We start from the raw sequence: 16,337 nt of genomic DNA, 5'->3' as shown, positions 1-16,337 counted from the left end.
TGATTGAATGTTATGATACTATTGTAAAATTAACTCAAAGCTAAAAATAAGAAAGCTGGTTATTTGATGGAACAAAATTATATCGCTCGAATGCGGGCAAAAGTTGGTCACGAAGGCATGATTTTTCCCTCTGCCTGGGGCGTACTTTGGAATGAAAACCACGACGCTATTTTATTAGAAAAACGTGGTGATTCAAAGAATGGCTACGGCTTCCCAGGGGGGTTCTTGGAGTATGGTGAGTCACCAATGCAGGCCGTTGTCCGTGAATTTAAAGAAGAAACCAATCTCGATGTCGAAGTAGTCCGGCTCTTAGGCGTAACCAGCCACGTCACAGACAAAAATTCATGGGGCGATGCCCAAGAGACCTTGTCAATGGGCTTTGAGGTCCGCTTAGTTCCTGGTGCCAGCGCAGCTGATTTAGTTGTCGATGGTGATGAAACTTTGGCCGCCGACTTTATTCCGGTTAACCCAAGACCAGAAATGTTTGTGCCTGCGGCGGCGGAAACGCTCGAACGTGTTTTAACTGAAAATGAGACCAGTAACCAACCATGGTTACGCGAATCTTTTTCAAACAAAAAGGCCTAAGGCCTTTTTTATTTTTCCTGAAGAGCAACGGGTCGTTGCTTGACTAAGAAAAAAACGGTTGTCACAGTCTGAATAAATCAGCCCCAATCAACCTTAATCTCCCTGACCAAACTATGGTACCGGCAACTTTCAATATTTAAATTTATTTTTTAGTTAATCGCCCTGCTTTTGTATAATATTTTTAAATAATGGTCGTTATTTTAAAATTATGATATAATCTTGGTGCTAGGAACCTGGTGGCAGTGTCCTTATATGAATACTTGTCTTAATTCCTACTTCTATTGTTCGACATTGGGTAAACAGGATTCTTTCGTGTAATCAATGAGTTCCTAACTATATTTCTAGCACGTTTCCCAAAAAATGCATTTTTTATTCCGACCTGTTTACCGTTCCATTAATTCTTTCACTGCCACCAAGTTACTAGCCAACCTTTGGACTGGAAATCCCAGTCCTTTTTTGATACTAAAATTTTCCGCTCTTTTTGCTGCTGACGTCCTCGCACTTTTTTCTTTTAACCAACTCCTACCCTGCATTTTTTGGCAAAGACTGGTAGACTACTAATAATTAGTGTCATTCTGTTTGAAGGTTCATCTCCTGAACCTCCGCAAACCCTGCTCGGTTTTGTTAAATCTTTTATTTGAAAGCTGGTTTTTTCATGATTGCAATTTTCTATGGTTTCCTAATTGGCTGCTTTGTTACCTTAATTGGTGGTGGGGGTGCCACTTTTTACCTTGGAGTGCTAACCTCGACTTTAGGGATGTCGACTGTCGTCGCTGTCCCAACTTCGCTCTTAATTGCCGTCTTCGCCCTTTTTTCAGGCATGATAACACAATGGCGGTTAAAGAATATCGAAAGTAAACTTGGAAATCGATTAATTATAGCCGGTATTCCAGGCATTATCATCGGTACCGCCGTCTCCCGGTTCATTCCCGTCACTGTTTACAATCTCGGCGTCGGAATCTTGTTGACTGGGATGGGCTTGATTGTGGTCATCAAAAATTTCCGTAAGAAAAAAGAGAACGCAAAGTCCAATGAGAATAGTAAAGTCGCACCAGTCTTTGGACTAATTTCCGGCCTGATGGTTGGTTTTGGCGGCCTATCAGGTGGCTCGGCCACCGTAGCGGGCCTTTCGATTATGAACGTGCCTGCAGTCAAGGCTGCTGGTACCACAACCTACGTTCTGTGGGTTTTAGCTGTCGTCGGGCTCATCAGCCACTTACTAAGTGGCGGTCCTATTTCTTGGACAGCTGGCCTTTATCTGATGATTGGTGGTGTGGCGGGTTCAATTCTGACACCCCTTGTTCTAAAACAATTTGATCCAAAAAAGATTAACAAGTTCTTATCGCCCTTCATTGGCTTTGTCATTATGTACTTTGGTATTCGTTTGTTCTTTTAAAAAGATAAAAAGGAAACAACTAGTCAGGCTTCTCCCTGACTAGTTGTTTCCTTTTTTGTTTCACTTATTCAAACAAACACCTAATAAAAAAACAAGTTGATTGTTAATTCATGGTTAGACCACCATCAACTGTAATGCACTGACCCGTCACGTTATTGGATAATCTTGAAGCTAGATACAGAGCTGTTCCAGCCACATCTTCTGGAATGGTTAACCGTTTCGTTGCCGAGAGAGCCAACAACCGCTCACGCACGTCATTACCAGTAGCACTGCTCGAATCGGTCGGATAAGTCAGCCCAGGTGCAATTGTGTTCACGCGGATACCAAATGGCCCAAGATCTTTGGCTAATGCCCGCGAATAGCCTAATAAAGCAGCCTTCGCAGTAATATAATCGTGGTAAGGAACCATTGGCTGTTGAACAAGGTTACTGATCATCTGAATAATTCGACCGTCCTGGTTCGCCTTTAACAAAGGTAGGGCAGCCCGGTTGACATTGTAAGCTGCCTTGACTGCCCCCTCAAATTGTTCCTGATAGTCACTCCAAGGCATCGATTCCACCTGATGACGGTTTTTTGGATTAAAACTGTAGTGTCTTAGGGCATTATTAACAACAATATCCAAACCTGCAAAATTATCAGCAATCATCGTCATCATATCCTGAACTGCCTGGTCATCACAAACATTGGCAGCCATCGCGACCGCTTGTCCTCCGGCTGTCTGGATTTCTTGCACAACTGCATCCGCTTTTTCCTGATTTTTCAAGAAATTGACGATAACAAGTGCTCCCTCAGCAGCAAATTTTTTAGCAACGGCAGCACCAATGCCCCGGCTAGCCCCAGTCACCAGTGCGACTTGATTTTCTAATAACATCTTTACCACTCCACATCTGTATCTAAGTGTTCAGCCAGACTTTCTGCACTTGGCTCAATATCTGTAAACCGCAACAAATCTAATATATTAAAACGACCATCATGGTGCCAACCAGGTCGTGCCCGAGTCATCTCCCCTAAGGCGGTAATCCGGCACAAACCCGCTTGGCCCAAAGTATCCGTGATTGGTAACAGACGTTTTGGTGCGACAGCGATACCGGCAGTTTGTAAGTACTGCTGGTAGGGTCTTAAGTAAATCGGCACAGTCAGTAAATTATCAACGGCCACCACATGCACAAACCGATTTAATGGCGAACTGATGAAGATGGGTTGATCATGGTAAACAACGGTCCAATCTGTCTTTTGCGGACTAGAATAGACTGTCAAGCTGTGATCAGCGATTGCTTCCAATTGAAATTGTGCCCTTAAGCGGTTAATGGCTGTGGCTTGTTGGTCATCCAGGTCCGCCCGAGGCCACCGTTGTTGTCTGCTTGCCAAATCAGCTGCTAACGCACTAGCAAAGTCCTTTGGTGACAGAGAACCACCGCGTTCAACGAAAATACACTGCGGCGACAGGCAGCTTTGCTGGTCATAAATCGCTACGTCCGCACCCGCCCGATTAACGGTACCTTGATACCGATCGGTCGCCAACGCCTCTTGACCAACCAGAGCAAAACTGATTTTATAGCCAAAATGCAAAAATAAATGGCCAGCTGGCACCAATGTCTGAACATTCTTCACCGATTGATCCGAGCCATAGGCAATCGTAGCCTCTGTCCCAGCCGCAGCCGCTTTCTCAACTGACTTCTTGCTACCACCTTTCCAAGGAAAGATTGCCAAGCAACCCGCCAATCTGGGTTCCACTGCTAATAAACTTTGGCCAAAGAGCACCGGGAAAAGCGGCTCAGCAAAGGAAGTTTTCCCAAAGCTAGCTGATTTTACCAACAGTGTCATTACGAGCGGCCAAACCTGGAGACCAGGAATATTACCGGAAAAAACGTGAAAGCTTGTTTGGGGACCATAAGCCTTGGTTAGGCTTCCGGATGCTTGTGGCTGAAAAGCATCCAAAATTGCTGGGTTTGCCAATTCCGTATTTAAAAAGCGACGTAACTCTTTGGCACGAAACAGGCGCATATACCGCCTAATTTCCAAGTTAATCGTTTCCTCACTGTATCCCGTGATAATCGGTAATAACTTTAGTGCCAACTGGCGCTCATTGTACTCCGGGTCCATCCATTTTTCGGCGGCAGTACTAATCATCAGAATGATTTCTTCGACCGAAAGTTGACTTAAAAAAGCCTGCTGATGGTCTTTCAACGTCTTGATGGTTTCTTTGACTTCTTGTTCTGTCAAATCAGGATACTGTAAATCATAGCGTTGCTTACCCACCGAAATCGACCAGGTTTTCAATCGATTAAATTGACTCTCATTTGGCGCAAGAAACAAGTTGATTTTGGTTGTCTCTCCTTCTTTAGCCATTGTATCCTCTTTCATGCTTGATTGGCTTGCAGTAGTTGATCAACAGAAATTGAGCACCCCTTTGACTCCGCCCCAGCAATCCGACCAAGCAAAGTAAAGCCGACGTCATCCTGTACGGCTAAATCTTCCGTTAAGATGCCCAAGCATGAGTTCCAGTTCGAAAGGTCATAATAGGCCAAGACACCTTTTTGTCCGGGCGCAACAGGCGCCAAGGTATCGGTATCTAAAATCCTGACGCGAACCCAAGCTGGTGTTTGCTTACTATAAATTAGGTCCAAACCCTGGTTGAGCCGCCACAAATTTTGGTCATAGCACTGTGAACTGATTTCCGTCATGCCATACATATTCAAATAATAGTCACGACCAATACCGAAGGCCGCTTCCAAATCAGCTAGTAGCTGGTCTTCGCTAACTTGACGCGATTGGCCCTTGAAACCACCGGTATCAAAAATTCGACTTTTTTCAGCCAGGTGAAAGACCAACTGGTGCTTTTGTAGGTAATCCAAAAAATGGACGTAGGAAAAACTTGCGCCAAGCAGCATCACGGGACGGTGATCAATTTCTGCCGCCGTTAAAGCAGCGACCACGCCCTGATAATCAATCCCGTCTGCATCGACATAGGATCTGCTGTGTTGGTCACCAAATTCGGTAATGGCGCGACTGACATAATGAGCCAAAGAAGAATTGTCAAGGTGCTTTTCATCCGGAAATAGGCCAATAATAGTGATTTGATCAACGTCCGGGAGGACATACTGCTTGAAAGATACTTTCATTGACTCATTCCAAACAGCAAAAGTCGGATGGTAGCTATGGCTACGGTGGGTCTTATCCGTTGTCCCACTTGACATAAAAACAGCTTCGCCCGCCGTGATCGGCGTTGTCGACAGCGTTAACTGCTTGTATCCCTGAATCGGCATTAATGGTACTTCTTGCCACCGATGTACCATTAGCGGACTTTTTCGTTGTTGTTGCGCATATTTTTTATAGGGTAAATTATGGTCAAATTGGTATTGAAATAAATCGAGGGCCAACTGATTGAAATCCTCATCACTTTCATGGTGGCCGTCCATGACTTGGTGTTGGTCAATAAAACTCAGAATTTCTTTTTGAATTGCAGCAACCGAATCACTCATGGTTCTTTTTCCCTCCAAAAAATCCTGGTACAACAATTAATAGAACATGCAGGGTCACAATCGACAGAGCACCGACTAAAATACTATTTGAAAAGAGCGACTGATAAATACCCGAAAATCCTTTTGCATAAGATGGCAGGGCAATGGCCAGCAACAAAGACAGACCAATACTCATCCGAGTAGCTTCGCCTTTATCAGCCTGCTGCAGGGTTGCAAAGCCCGTCGTTAACAAGGTTGCCGCTGCCGGCAAAAACATCCCACCGATAACGGGTGCTGGGGTCAAAGCGAGTACTGCTGCAAACTTGGGCACAAATCCTAGTAAAATTAGTAATCCCCCGGCCAATAGAATGGGCTTGCGAGAATGCACTCCCGTCAACTTCATGACTCCTAAGTTTTGGGCAAAAGCTGTGGTTGGAAAACCGCCAATCAAAGAAGAAAGCATTGAGCCACCCGCTTCACCTGCAATTCCACGACTAATACGCTTTGCACTTAATTCTTCTTTGGTAACATCTGCAGAGGCTTCATAAACGCCCAAAGCTTCAATCACTGCCACTAAATAAGCGATGAAGAAGGTCAGAAAAATGGCCCAATTAAAACGAAATAGTCCATAAGGAAACAACCGTGGTAGGCCAAAAAACGGTTGACTTTGCACGCTTGACAAGTCAATCATCCCCAGGCTGGCCGCCAAAAGATTACCAACCACAAGGGCCAGCAAAAAGGAAAACTTGCGCCAGTAACCTCGGCCAAACAACGATCCTAAGACGACAATCAAAGTGGTTGTAATGGCCACCAGAAGAACGTTTGGCGATGCAAAACCTTTTGTGCCAGGCGTCCCCCCTAGTAATTCTGACATTGTAAAACTTGAAAGCGAAATGCCAACCAAAAAAATAATGGTCCCGTTAATCGCAGGTGTCAATTTCTTAGCTAAGCGATGAACCCAGCCAAATAAAGACATCAGCAAAACAATAAAGCCACTGAGAAAGACGGCACCACCGGCAGCTGGCAAACCACCGGTTTTACCAGCACTAATCATGAGGGCGTCAAAGGCCGCTGAAGGCCCTTGCACAATCGGCAGCCGTGCTAATTTTGAAGCCTGCAAAATCGTTACCAGACCAGATGCCAAAAAAATGGCACTAATCAAATTCGTCGACAAGGCTAACGAGAGGCCCGCGGCTGAAGCAACAAAAATCGGATCAAGCCAGACATTGGAAACAAAGATGTGTTGGAGACTAATCAATATCGTCTGACTAGTACTCAATGGAATCTCTTCCGGGGAACTTTCTTGCTGCTGATGGTTCTGTTGAATCATTTTTTTCTCCTAAAATTTAATTCATCAATCCACCCTGAACAGTCTTTACCAGCAAAAGAAAAAGGTTGAATTCATGATGAATTCAACCTCAACCGAAAAGTCCCAAAAAAGACCCCTTGTTATCAATATTAGTTGCATTCCTACGCTGGTATTAACCAGATCAGGTACATAGGGTCTAAGACATTTCTGTCTAATCTCAGCGTGATGCTCCCCTTGCGAATTAATTAATTTTTTTCAGTATAACATGAAATTCGATATTAGAACAAATATAATCAACTTTGTTTAATCAAATTCGAAACTGTTCCACGAATAGTAGCAGCCAAAGCGCTGGTCAAAAAAGTTAGGCGAAATGCACCACCAGCAACAACCTCAATCTTGGTAGCAATCACTAGGCCATTTTACTTGTTGGTAACGGCACTCAATTTTGACCAATTCATTTAGCATTCCCAACCGACACACCATCAACAGCAGCGCTGATTTCTTTAGCGTACGCCTGTAACTTTGCTGGTGCTTTGTGACCATTTTCAGCGACAATCTGGACGCAGGCTGAGCCAATAATAACCCCATCGGCCAAATCAGCCATTGCCTGGGCCTGGTCAGCGGTATGTACACCAAAGCCAATAGCCACCGGCACATTCGTTACCGCTTTAATTTGCCCGACAACTTCTGCTAAATTAGCAGCAAAGGATTCACGGGTTCCCGTTACGCCTAAAGAAGAAACCAAGTAGATGAAACCGGTCGCCTCTTTGGCAATCAGCGCAATGCGCTCACCAGACGTCACTGTAATCAACGGAATCAAATCCAGCCCATGCTTGTCAGTAAAAGAAACTAACTCTCCTCGTTCTTCATAGGGCAAATCGGGGATAATCAGGCCATCGACACCGAATTTTTCACAGTCGGCGGTAAAACGTTCATAGCCATACTGGAGAACAACGTTCAGGTACACCAAGAAAACCAGAGGCACCGCTGTTTGCAGACGAATTTCCTTCACCGCCGTAAAAATCACTTCAATTGGTAAATCAGGGTCACGCAAAGCCCGCAAATCGGCCGCTTGAATAACGGGACCGTCGGCGACTGGATCCGAAAAAGGAATGCCAATTTCAACAATATCGGCCCCGCCCTTTGCCAAAGCCACGACATTTTTCACAGTCGTCTCCATGTCAGGATCATTGGCGGTGACGAAGGCAATAAAATTTTTATGATTCGTAAAGCTTTGACTAATTTTACTCATGAATTTCAACCCCCCGGTACTTGGCAATTGCGGCAACATCCTTGTCCCCCCGGCCAGATAGTGTGCAGACAATGACCTGGTCCTTAGGTAACGTTGGCGCTAATTTTTGCACATAGGCCACAGCATGACAGCTTTCAATAGCGGCAATAATCCCCTCTTGCTTGGCAATGTATTCAAAGGCAGCCACGGCCTCATCATCTGTAATACCGACGTATTGGGCACGGTGCTCGGCTGCTAATGCTGCGTGTTCTGGCCCAACACCCGGGTAATCGAGCCCAGCCGAAATCGAATAGACCGGATTGATTTGGCCACTATCATTTTGCAAAAAGAGTGACTTCATGCCGTGAAAGACACCTAAGCGACCCTTTTCGATAGTAGCCGCCGTCAAATCAGTATCAACGCCCTTGCCGGCTGCTTCTACCCCAATCAACTCAACTTCAGCATGGTTAATATAATGGGCAAAACTACCAATGGCATTGGATCCGCCACCAACGCAGGCGATGACCTTATCGGGCAAACGTCCCAATTGGTCTTGAATTTGTTGCTTGGATTCCTGGCTGATCACACTTTGAAAATCACGGACTATCTCCGGATAAGGATGGGGGCCGGTGGCCGAACCCATCACATAAAACGTATCCTCAGGCCGGGCCGCAAAGCCCTGCAAGGCAGCATTAATGGCATCCTTCAACACCATTGATCCGGAAGTCACGGCGTGGACTTTGGCCCCAAGGAGTTCCATCCGATAAACATTCAACCGTTGGCGATCCGTGTCCTCCTTGCCCATAAAGACTTCGCACTCCAGACCAAACAAGGCAGCAATCGTAGCCGTTGCTACCCCGTGTTGTCCCGCTCCTGTTTCGGCTATTAAGCGTTTCTTGCCCATTTTCTTAGCTAACAGTGCCTGGCCAATGACATTGTTAATCTTATGGGCCCCCGTGTGGTTCAAATCCTCACGTTTAAAATAAATTTGGGCGCCACCAAGGTCAGCCGTCATGTTTTTGGCATAGTACAACAACGATGGTCGGTTGGCATAATTAGCCAATAGGTCAGCCAATTCCGCCTGAAAATCAGGGTCGGCCTGGGCTTCCTGGTAAACTGCAGCCAACTTATTTAACTCATTCATCAAAGTTTCCGGTACATATTGGCCGCCATACTCTAAAAACCGACCACCCTGCTTCTTTGTCTTGTATTCTGCTTCCATTACTTTCTCTCCTCTTGATGGGCAATGGCTACCAGTGCCAACATCTTTTTTAGGTCTTTATGCCGGTTGGTTTCCGCCCCAGTACTCACATCAACGCCAGCAGGCTGATAAACCTGCAGTAAATCGCTTAAATTATCAGGGCGAATCCCGCCAGCCACAAATAGGTGGTTCGGGGCCAAACCAGCTAACCGCTGCCAATCTAATCGTTGACCAGAGCCAGCACCAGCATCAACCATTAAAAAATCAATTAGGTCAAAATTACTAACTGATTGTTCTTGCAAACTGCCACTAAAATTGGCTAACTGCCGATTGCGATCTAGACCTTCTTCCAAACCGCCATTGTCTGCTTGTGGCCGACACCACCGAAGCTGATTTTGCCAACTCTTGGCCTGGTCAATGGCATCATCACCCACCAGGGCTTGGATAATTGGTACGCCTGCCATTTCCAACCGCCGGACCTCATCAATTGGTCGCCGGCCATGGAGCTGAATCAGCTGAATCGTCCCCATTTCAACCAATTCCAAAATCATTTCCACCGGTTCAGCAACAAAGACACCAACCAATGGAATCGACTCATAAAGCGTCGTGCGCACTACTAAAGCTTCCGCTTTCGTAACCTGGTGGCGACCTGGAGCAAAGACGACTCCTGCAAAATCAGGGCGGGCCTCGTTGGCCATCAGGGCCTCTTTTTTAGTCATCAAGCCACAAATTTTAATCTTAGTCATGGGTTTGCTCCCCCAATCCGGCTTCAATGAAAGCTTTTGGACTAGCCGCCTTCATCAAGGCCTCTCCGATCAGCACACCATTGATTCCTAAGGATTGTAGGTGTGCAATATCTGCCGGACTTTGCACGCCACTTTCGGCAATAAAGGCAACAGAATCGGGCACCAAATTAAAGAGCCGCTGGCTGTTATCAAAGGAGACTGTAAAATCCTTTAAATTGCGATTATTAACCCCAATCAGCTTGGCACCAACGGCCAGCGCTCGACTAATTTCATCTGCATCATGTGCCTCGACTAACACGGCCAGTCCCAGACTCTCAGCCAAGTTCAAATAGACTTGCAAGTCTAGCGGAGATAAAATCGCCACAATCAGCAAAATAATTTTTGCGCCCGCAACCTTTGCCTGATAAATCATGTAGGGGTCGATGACAAAGTCCTTTCGCAAAACTGGAACGGTTACCTTGGCCGCAATCTCAGCCAAATAGTCTAATTTGCCCAAAAAGTAATCCGGCTCGGTTAAGACAGAAATGGCCGTTACGCCGGCTTGATCATAGGTTTGAGCAATTTCTTGATAAGGAAAATCAACCGCAATCAAACCCCTGGAGGGTGAGGCTTTCTTGACCTCGGCAATCACGTGAATCCCTGGTGCTAGAAAACGGTCGTAAACAGCTTGCGGGTCAATCACCGGCAGAGCCTCTGTCTGAGCTTTCAAAGTCGCTAATGACACCGCTACTTTTTCTTTTACTAGCCGGCTTTTCGTGGCGGCCACTAAATCATCTAAAATCATTCAACGGCCTCCGCAGTGCTTATCCTTGCAAGCAAATCAGCTACCCGACCACTATCGAGGGCCTCCTGCGCTAATATCACCCCCTGTTCAATCGAGATAGCTGGATTGACGGCATTGAGACCAATGGCCGCATTTAAAACCACGATATCACGCTTGGCTCCCCGTTCTTCACCGGCTAAGATAGTCCGAGTAATGGCTGCATTCTCCTGGGCTGTTCCGCCCACAATTTCTTCTTTGGTTGCCCGCTTCAAGCCAAACTCCTCTGGGATAATCGTTTGGAACTGAACCTTATCACCCCGCAATCGTACTAACTTAGTTGGTGCTGAGATTGAAGCTTCATCGAGGCCATCCGTTCCATACAAAATATTGGCTGACTGTACACCGAGTTGGTGCAAAACCTGAGCCATCGGTTCCAACAGCGCCCCATCATAGACACCCAAAACCATTTGCTTTGGTTCGGCTGGATTGGCCAAGGGACCTAAAACATTAAAAATGGTTGGGATGCCCAAACTGCGGCGAACAGGGGCAACATACCTCATTGCTTGATGGTACTTTTGGGCAAAAAGAAAGGTAAAGTGCTGATCTTTTAGTAGCTGCTCGGCCTGGCCAACCTCCTGGTTAATTGGAAATCCCAGGGCCTCGAGAACATCGGCAGCACCACTTTTTGAAGAAGCAGCGCGGTTCCCGTGCTTGACCACATCATAACCAAGACTAGCAATGACCAAACCCGCCGTCGACGAAATGTTAAAGGAATTAGAATGGTCACCGCCGGTACCAACGATGTCCAGGGCCGCTGCTTGTTTAGGAAATTCCAGGGCCGCTTGCCGCATTGCTTGGGCTGCCCCAGCAATTTCAGCGGCCGTTTCCCCCTTGGCTGTTAATGCCGTCAAAAAAGCGGCAATCTGATTTTCTTCTGCTTGGCCGGTCATAATCTCACTAATAACCTCGGCTGACTCATCGAAGGTTAAGTTTTGCTGTTGGCTGACTTTTTGAATGGCTGGTTTAATCATGGTTGCTCTCTCCCGTATAAGCTAAAAAATTAGTAAAAATTTGTTTGGCGGCCGCTTGGTCCGTCATAATCGATTCGGGGTGAAATTCGACTCCGTAAACGTGGTTTTCTTCATCGGCAACTGCCTGAACGGTCCCATCGTCGGCCTGGGCGGTCACGGTTAAGTGATTGGGAATGGTGGCTGGATCAATCATCAAGGAATGGTAGCGTCCAACTGTAAAAGTGGTCGGGCACCCGGCTAAGATACCCGACAACTGCTTTCCCTGCTGGTGAATCAGGCTGGTCTTCCCGTGCATCAACGGGGCCGTAACAATCTTGGCACCATAGACCTCGCCAATTGCCTGATGGCCAAGGCAAACACCAAGAACAGGTACCCGACCGATAGCAGCTGCCAGAACGGCATTGAGGTTCCCGGCCTGATTTGGCCGACCCGGTCCCGGTGATAAAATCAGTCCCATTAACGTTGGTTCATCTAGGTCCTCAACTCTTACCTGATCATTTTTAACCACCTTGATGGTCTGCTTGGTCAACTTGCCAATTTCCTGGTAGAGGTTATAGGTAAAGCTGTCATAATTATCAATTAGTAATAGCATCGGATGCCGCCTCCTTTGTAACCAAATCCAACATTAACCGGCTTTTATTTTCAAATTCTCGGTACTCTTCCGCTGGGCTGCTATCGGCCACAATCCCAGCACCGGCCTGGACGACCAGGTTTTGCTTTTTTTGGTAGGCTAAGCGAATCCCAATACTGAAGTCGAGGTCGCCATCAAAACCAATCGTTCCAATACCACCACCGTAAATGCCACGCTTGCGGTTCTCCAACTGATTGATAATCTGCATGGCCGAAATCTTAGGTGCTCCGGATAACGTTCCCGCTGGCAAGGTTGCTTTTAGAATGTCGATGGGAGTTAAATCAGTCTGAACTTGGCTTTCAATTGTTGAGCCAAGGTGCATCACATTTGGAAAATAAAGCAGGTGGCGCAGCTTCGTAACGGCGACCGTGCCAAATTGGCTCACTCGACCCAAATCATTGCGACCCAAATCAACTAGCATATTGTGCTCCGCGAGTTCTTTTTCGCTGTGCTGCAGTTCCTGGGCAAAAAATTGGTCCTCTTCTGCTGTTTTCCCCCGCCGTCTCGTACCCGCTAGCGGATATGAGAACAATCGGTCCCCGGTCTTTTTAATTAAGGTTTCTGGTGAGGCACCGGTTGCTTGGTAGTCACCGTTATGAAAGTAGAATTGGTAGGGTGATTGGGGCCCACCCTGTAACCTGGTAAAAACACCCAGCAAGAGTTGCTGATTATTAGTTTTCGCCAGGTAAGGATTGGATAAAATCAGCTGAAAGATATCACCAGCATGAATATGTTCTTTCGTTTTTTGAACCCGATCGCTGAAGGCTGTCCGCGTCAATTGATTGGTAAAAGTTAGTGCTGACTGGCTTTTGGCCTCATCACCCTGAAGCAGCTCTTGATTTGAGCTAACCTGGTTTTCCAGCTCGGCAGTTGCCAAATCATTTTCCTGAATTTGGTCCATCATTTCACCAGCCCGGTTCGCCAAATCATTTAACTTTTGTTGAACCTGATCGAAGTCGGTCGACAACCTTTCGGACGGTACCGTTTGGCTTAAAATCAATTCCTTGGTCTCGTGACGATAATTGGCAACCACCTTTGGTAAAAATAATTCGAAGTCCGCTAAACCAAGATCGTCTTGGGCTGGCGCTAAGTGAACATCAGGATGGTAACGGACAAAATCATAAGCAAAATAGCCCATTAGTCCGGCCACAAAGGGGATGGCGTCTGTCACCTTGGGAATTTGATACTGGTGATAAAGCTGATTTAAAAAGGCAATTGGATCACCCTGGGCGGTTTCGACCGCACCATCGGCACTCATTACTTGGATTTGGCCATCACGACCGGTAATCGTTTGCTCAAGTGAGAGGAAAAAAGTGGTCACACCCTCGCGTTGAAAGATCATCGTCTGATTCTTGGTTGTCCCCAGTTCCTGCATGAGCAATTCTGGGTCAAAATTACTGATTCTTTTGCTAACAATCACTGGCAGGAAGGGATATTCTTGGCCATATTGCTTTAGGTCTAATTGTTTCAACTTTTGGTCACCTCGTTTCATTTTTTCAACTAAAAAATCCGCCCATAACAACGCAATCTATGCTTTGTTAAGGACGGATTCTCTCCGCGGTGCCACCTTAATTAGGCCAAAAAACTCATTTTTCAACAAAAAAGTCAATGAAAAAAGGTCTTTAGCCCCTCCTTAGCGAGATACTAACATATCCCCGACAACTGACGTATGCCTGACGTTTCCCGTACTTGAGCAAATGCTCTTTCAGCGGAACCCTCCGTGGTCCATTTAACTGCCTGCGTTCCCATCGCCTTCCCAGCATCGGCGACTCTCTTAGCGTGCACAACAATCTTGATCTCCACATCATTGGTTTTTATGGACGAACTATTTAATTGCCCTCAGTTTAATCACAAAATGAAAAAGTGTCAAGAAAAAATGAGGATTATTTTCATTTTTATGATTAAAAAATAAATCAATCCAAGAAATAGCAACTATTAAACGACTTTTTTCTTCTTATATAGCGGATTATTTAAGCATTAAAGAAAATCAAGCAAACAAGATAAAAATGAGAAAAAGATGATAAAAAATCTTGCAAAAACATTTTTCCTGTGTTTTAATTAAAGCAACTTAACGGAAAGGGATTCCAACAATGAAAAAATCATCAGCACAAATGATGAGTCGTTATTATGGCTTTTATTACTTTAGATAGCACGTCCAATTCTCGATGCGGACGTGCTCAAGCGTCCGCATCTAGGTAATAAAGCCATCTTTGTGTTGGCCGACTAGATGTAACACCTAGTCGGTAATCGATGGCAACCATGATGGAATTTTTTCTTTCTCACTGTGAGCAATCAGCCGACTAGGTCTTTACCTAGCCGGCTTTTTTATTTCAATCAGAAAGGAAGAATCATATGACAAGAATTGATGGACACACCTACTTAATTGGCTTGATGGCCTACCCCATCCGCCATTCTATGTCACCAACCATGCATAACACCGCCTTTGAGGCTTTGAACCTAAACTTTGTTTACCTGGCTTTTGATGTACCAGAGGAAAAACTCAAGGATGGCGTCGCTGCTATCCGCACCCTCGAGATGCGGGGGTCTAACGTTTCAATGCCCAATAAACAGGCCATCATCCCCTACTTAGACAAGCTCGATATCTCAGCTGAGCTAAACCAGGCCGTCAACACTGTGGTCAACGATCACGGAATCTTAACCGGTTACACCACCGACGGCGTTGGCTTCGTCACTGATTTAAAGAAAAAAGGCCATGAAGTCGCCGGAAAAAAGATGGTCTTGATTGGTGCCGGTGGTGCTGGAACCCCGATTGCAACCCAGTCGGCCCTCGATGGCCTCAGTGAAATCAGAATCTTCAACCGTCACGACGGGCGGTTCGGCCACGCACAAGAAACCGTCGACATCATCAATCAAAAAACGAATTGTCAGGCAAGCCTAACTGACCTGGCTGATCAAGGCGCTTTGCAAGAAGCCCTCGCTTGGGCCGACATCTTCTGTGATGCAACCGGCGTTGGCATGAAGCCATTGGAAGACCAAAGCCTCGTCACAGACCCGACCTGGTTCAAAAAAGACTTGGTCGTTTACGACACAGTTTATGCCCCAAGAGAAACCAAGCTCATGACCATCGCCAAGAATGCCGGCGTTGCCCATGTTTACAATGGCTTGGGTATGATGATTGAACAAGGCGCTGCCGCTTTTCGACTTTGGACCGGCCAAAACATGCCAATCGACCTCGTCCAAACAGCAATTGAGCAAAAGGACCAACAATGAAAACACTTACTTGTCACAATACCATCATCGGCGAAAACGACCAAAGCGCCATCGCCCTCCCAATCGTCGCAACCAACCTAGCCGATCTGAAAGAGCAACTGCCAGCGATCAGGGAAAGCCAGCCTGATTTAGTTGAATGGCGAATTGACCACCTTGACCATACCCCAGAGTTAAAGGACCTCAAAGATATTCGAGCCGCTTTAACGGTTGGTTTAGGTGATTTGCCCATTATCGCTACCTTTCGAACACAGGGCGAAGGTGGCGCCATGCCCCTTGAAGAAGCAGATTACGGCGACCTTTTAGCCAACCTAGCTCAAAGTGATTTTGATCTCATCGATGTCGAGGTTGACCACGACCTAAATTTGGTTGAGAAAGCCATCCAGGCTAGCCACGATCGCAATCAACTGGTTATCGCCAGCTACCATAACTTCCAATCAACCCCAACCACGACCTTTCTACAAAAGCAATTTGAAAAAATGGCTAATTTGAAGGCAGACATGGCCAAGATTGCCGTTATGCCCAAAACCAAGGCCGATGTTTTCCGTCTCTTGACTGTTAGCCAAACCGCCCAGGAAAGTTTGACGATTCCAATCGTCACCATGGCCATGGGGGACCTTGGAAAAATCAGTCGCATCGCCGGCCAACTCAGCGGGTCGGCAATTACTTTCGCTAGCCTGGACGAAACAGCGGAGTCAGCGCCCGGCCAACTAACCATCGCTCAAATCCGGCAAATCTTTCAACTACTCTAAGGA

The 16,337-nt window shown here is 46.3% G+C and carries 15 protein-coding genes and 1 riboswitch; of the genes, 4 read left to right on the top strand and 11 right to left on the bottom strand.

Annotated features, from left to right (window positions below; translation table 11 throughout):
- The first annotated feature begins 66 nt into the window (after positions 1-66).
- Together ACSYSR_RS05055 and ACSYSR_RS05050 are read left to right on the top strand one after the other, a co-directional pair.
- Positions 67-585, top strand: a complete 519-nt coding sequence (locus tag ACSYSR_RS05055) for an NUDIX domain-containing protein (RefSeq protein WP_489815937.1) — start codon at positions 67-69, stop codon at positions 583-585.
- A gap of 655 nt (positions 586-1,240) precedes the next feature.
- The gene (locus ACSYSR_RS05050) at positions 1,241-1,981 is read left to right on the top strand and encodes a sulfite exporter TauE/SafE family protein (RefSeq protein ID WP_252773578.1); all 741 of its coding nucleotides are present in this window, start codon (positions 1,241-1,243) and stop codon (positions 1,979-1,981) included.
- A 103-nt stretch (positions 1,982-2,084) separates the two neighbouring features.
- Here ACSYSR_RS05050 and ACSYSR_RS05045 read toward each other — a convergent pair whose 3' ends face one another.
- From ACSYSR_RS05045 to ACSYSR_RS04995, 11 genes are all read right to left on the bottom strand, one after another.
- On the bottom strand, positions 2,085-2,852 hold the full coding sequence (locus tag ACSYSR_RS05045; protein WP_489815938.1) for an SDR family oxidoreductase: 768 nt from the start codon (positions 2,850-2,852) through the stop codon (positions 2,085-2,087).
- 2 nt (positions 2,853-2,854) lie between these two features.
- On the bottom strand, positions 2,855-4,330 hold the full coding sequence (locus ACSYSR_RS05040; RefSeq protein WP_489815939.1) for an acyl-CoA reductase: 1,476 nt from the start codon (positions 4,328-4,330) through the stop codon (positions 2,855-2,857).
- Between the two features lie 11 nt (positions 4,331-4,341).
- Positions 4,342-5,463 (bottom strand): LuxE/PaaK family acyltransferase, encoded by a 1,122-nt coding sequence (locus ACSYSR_RS05035; protein ID WP_489815940.1) that lies wholly within the window; start codon positions 5,461-5,463, stop codon positions 4,342-4,344.
- Complete coding sequence (locus tag ACSYSR_RS05030) at positions 5,456-6,772, bottom strand: solute carrier family 23 protein (protein ID WP_489815941.1); 1,317 nt, start codon at positions 6,770-6,772, stop codon at positions 5,456-5,458. The genes ACSYSR_RS05035 and ACSYSR_RS05030 overlap by 8 nt, the downstream gene beginning before the upstream one ends.
- Before the next feature lie 120 nt (positions 6,773-6,892).
- A riboswitch (TPP riboswitch) is annotated at positions 6,893-6,996 on the bottom strand.
- A 209-nt stretch (positions 6,997-7,205) separates the two neighbouring features.
- Positions 7,206-8,003, bottom strand: a complete 798-nt coding sequence (gene trpA, locus ACSYSR_RS05025; RefSeq protein ID WP_489815942.1) for a tryptophan synthase subunit alpha — start codon at positions 8,001-8,003, stop codon at positions 7,206-7,208.
- Positions 7,996-9,204 carry a tryptophan synthase subunit beta gene (gene trpB / locus ACSYSR_RS05020; protein WP_489815943.1) on the bottom strand — a complete coding sequence of 403 codons (1,209 nt, stop codon included), beginning with the start codon at positions 9,202-9,204 and terminating at the stop codon, positions 7,996-7,998. The genes trpA and trpB overlap by 8 nt, the downstream gene beginning before the upstream one ends.
- The gene (locus ACSYSR_RS05015) at positions 9,204-9,929 is read right to left on the bottom strand and encodes a phosphoribosylanthranilate isomerase (protein WP_489815944.1); all 726 of its coding nucleotides are present in this window, start codon (positions 9,927-9,929) and stop codon (positions 9,204-9,206) included. The genes trpB and ACSYSR_RS05015 overlap by 1 nt, the downstream gene beginning before the upstream one ends.
- Positions 9,922-10,713, bottom strand: a complete 792-nt coding sequence (gene trpC, locus ACSYSR_RS05010) for an indole-3-glycerol phosphate synthase TrpC (RefSeq protein WP_489815945.1) — start codon at positions 10,711-10,713, stop codon at positions 9,922-9,924. The genes ACSYSR_RS05015 and trpC overlap by 8 nt, the downstream gene beginning before the upstream one ends.
- Positions 10,710-11,723 carry an anthranilate phosphoribosyltransferase gene (gene trpD / locus ACSYSR_RS05005; RefSeq protein ID WP_489815946.1) on the bottom strand — a complete coding sequence of 338 codons (1,014 nt, stop codon included), beginning with the start codon at positions 11,721-11,723 and terminating at the stop codon, positions 10,710-10,712. Before trpD ends, trpC begins: the two co-directional genes overlap by 4 nt.
- Positions 11,716-12,315 (bottom strand): anthranilate synthase component II, encoded by a 600-nt coding sequence (locus tag ACSYSR_RS05000; protein ID WP_489815947.1) that lies wholly within the window; start codon positions 12,313-12,315, stop codon positions 11,716-11,718. Before ACSYSR_RS05000 ends, trpD begins: the two co-directional genes overlap by 8 nt.
- The gene (locus tag ACSYSR_RS04995; protein WP_489815948.1) at positions 12,299-13,825 is read right to left on the bottom strand and encodes an anthranilate synthase component I family protein; all 1,527 of its coding nucleotides are present in this window, start codon (positions 13,823-13,825) and stop codon (positions 12,299-12,301) included. The genes ACSYSR_RS05000 and ACSYSR_RS04995 overlap by 17 nt, the downstream gene beginning before the upstream one ends.
- Before the next feature lie 881 nt (positions 13,826-14,706).
- On the opposite strand from ACSYSR_RS04995, the gene ACSYSR_RS04990 reads away from it, so the two are divergent.
- Both ACSYSR_RS04990 and aroD read left to right on the top strand, forming a co-directional pair.
- Positions 14,707-15,585, top strand: a complete 879-nt coding sequence (locus tag ACSYSR_RS04990; RefSeq protein WP_252773566.1) for a shikimate dehydrogenase — start codon at positions 14,707-14,709, stop codon at positions 15,583-15,585.
- A complete protein-coding gene (gene aroD, locus ACSYSR_RS04985) occupies positions 15,582-16,334 on the top strand; it encodes a type I 3-dehydroquinate dehydratase (RefSeq protein WP_252773565.1) in 753 nt (250 codons plus the stop codon). Before ACSYSR_RS04990 ends, aroD begins: the two co-directional genes overlap by 4 nt.
- Positions 16,335-16,337 lie beyond the last annotated feature (3 nt).

It is taken from the genome of Fructobacillus sp. ESL1096 (assembly GCF_058511985.1).
Note: the sequence above shows the minus strand (reverse complement) of the source record. Positions and strands in the feature narration are given on the sequence as shown.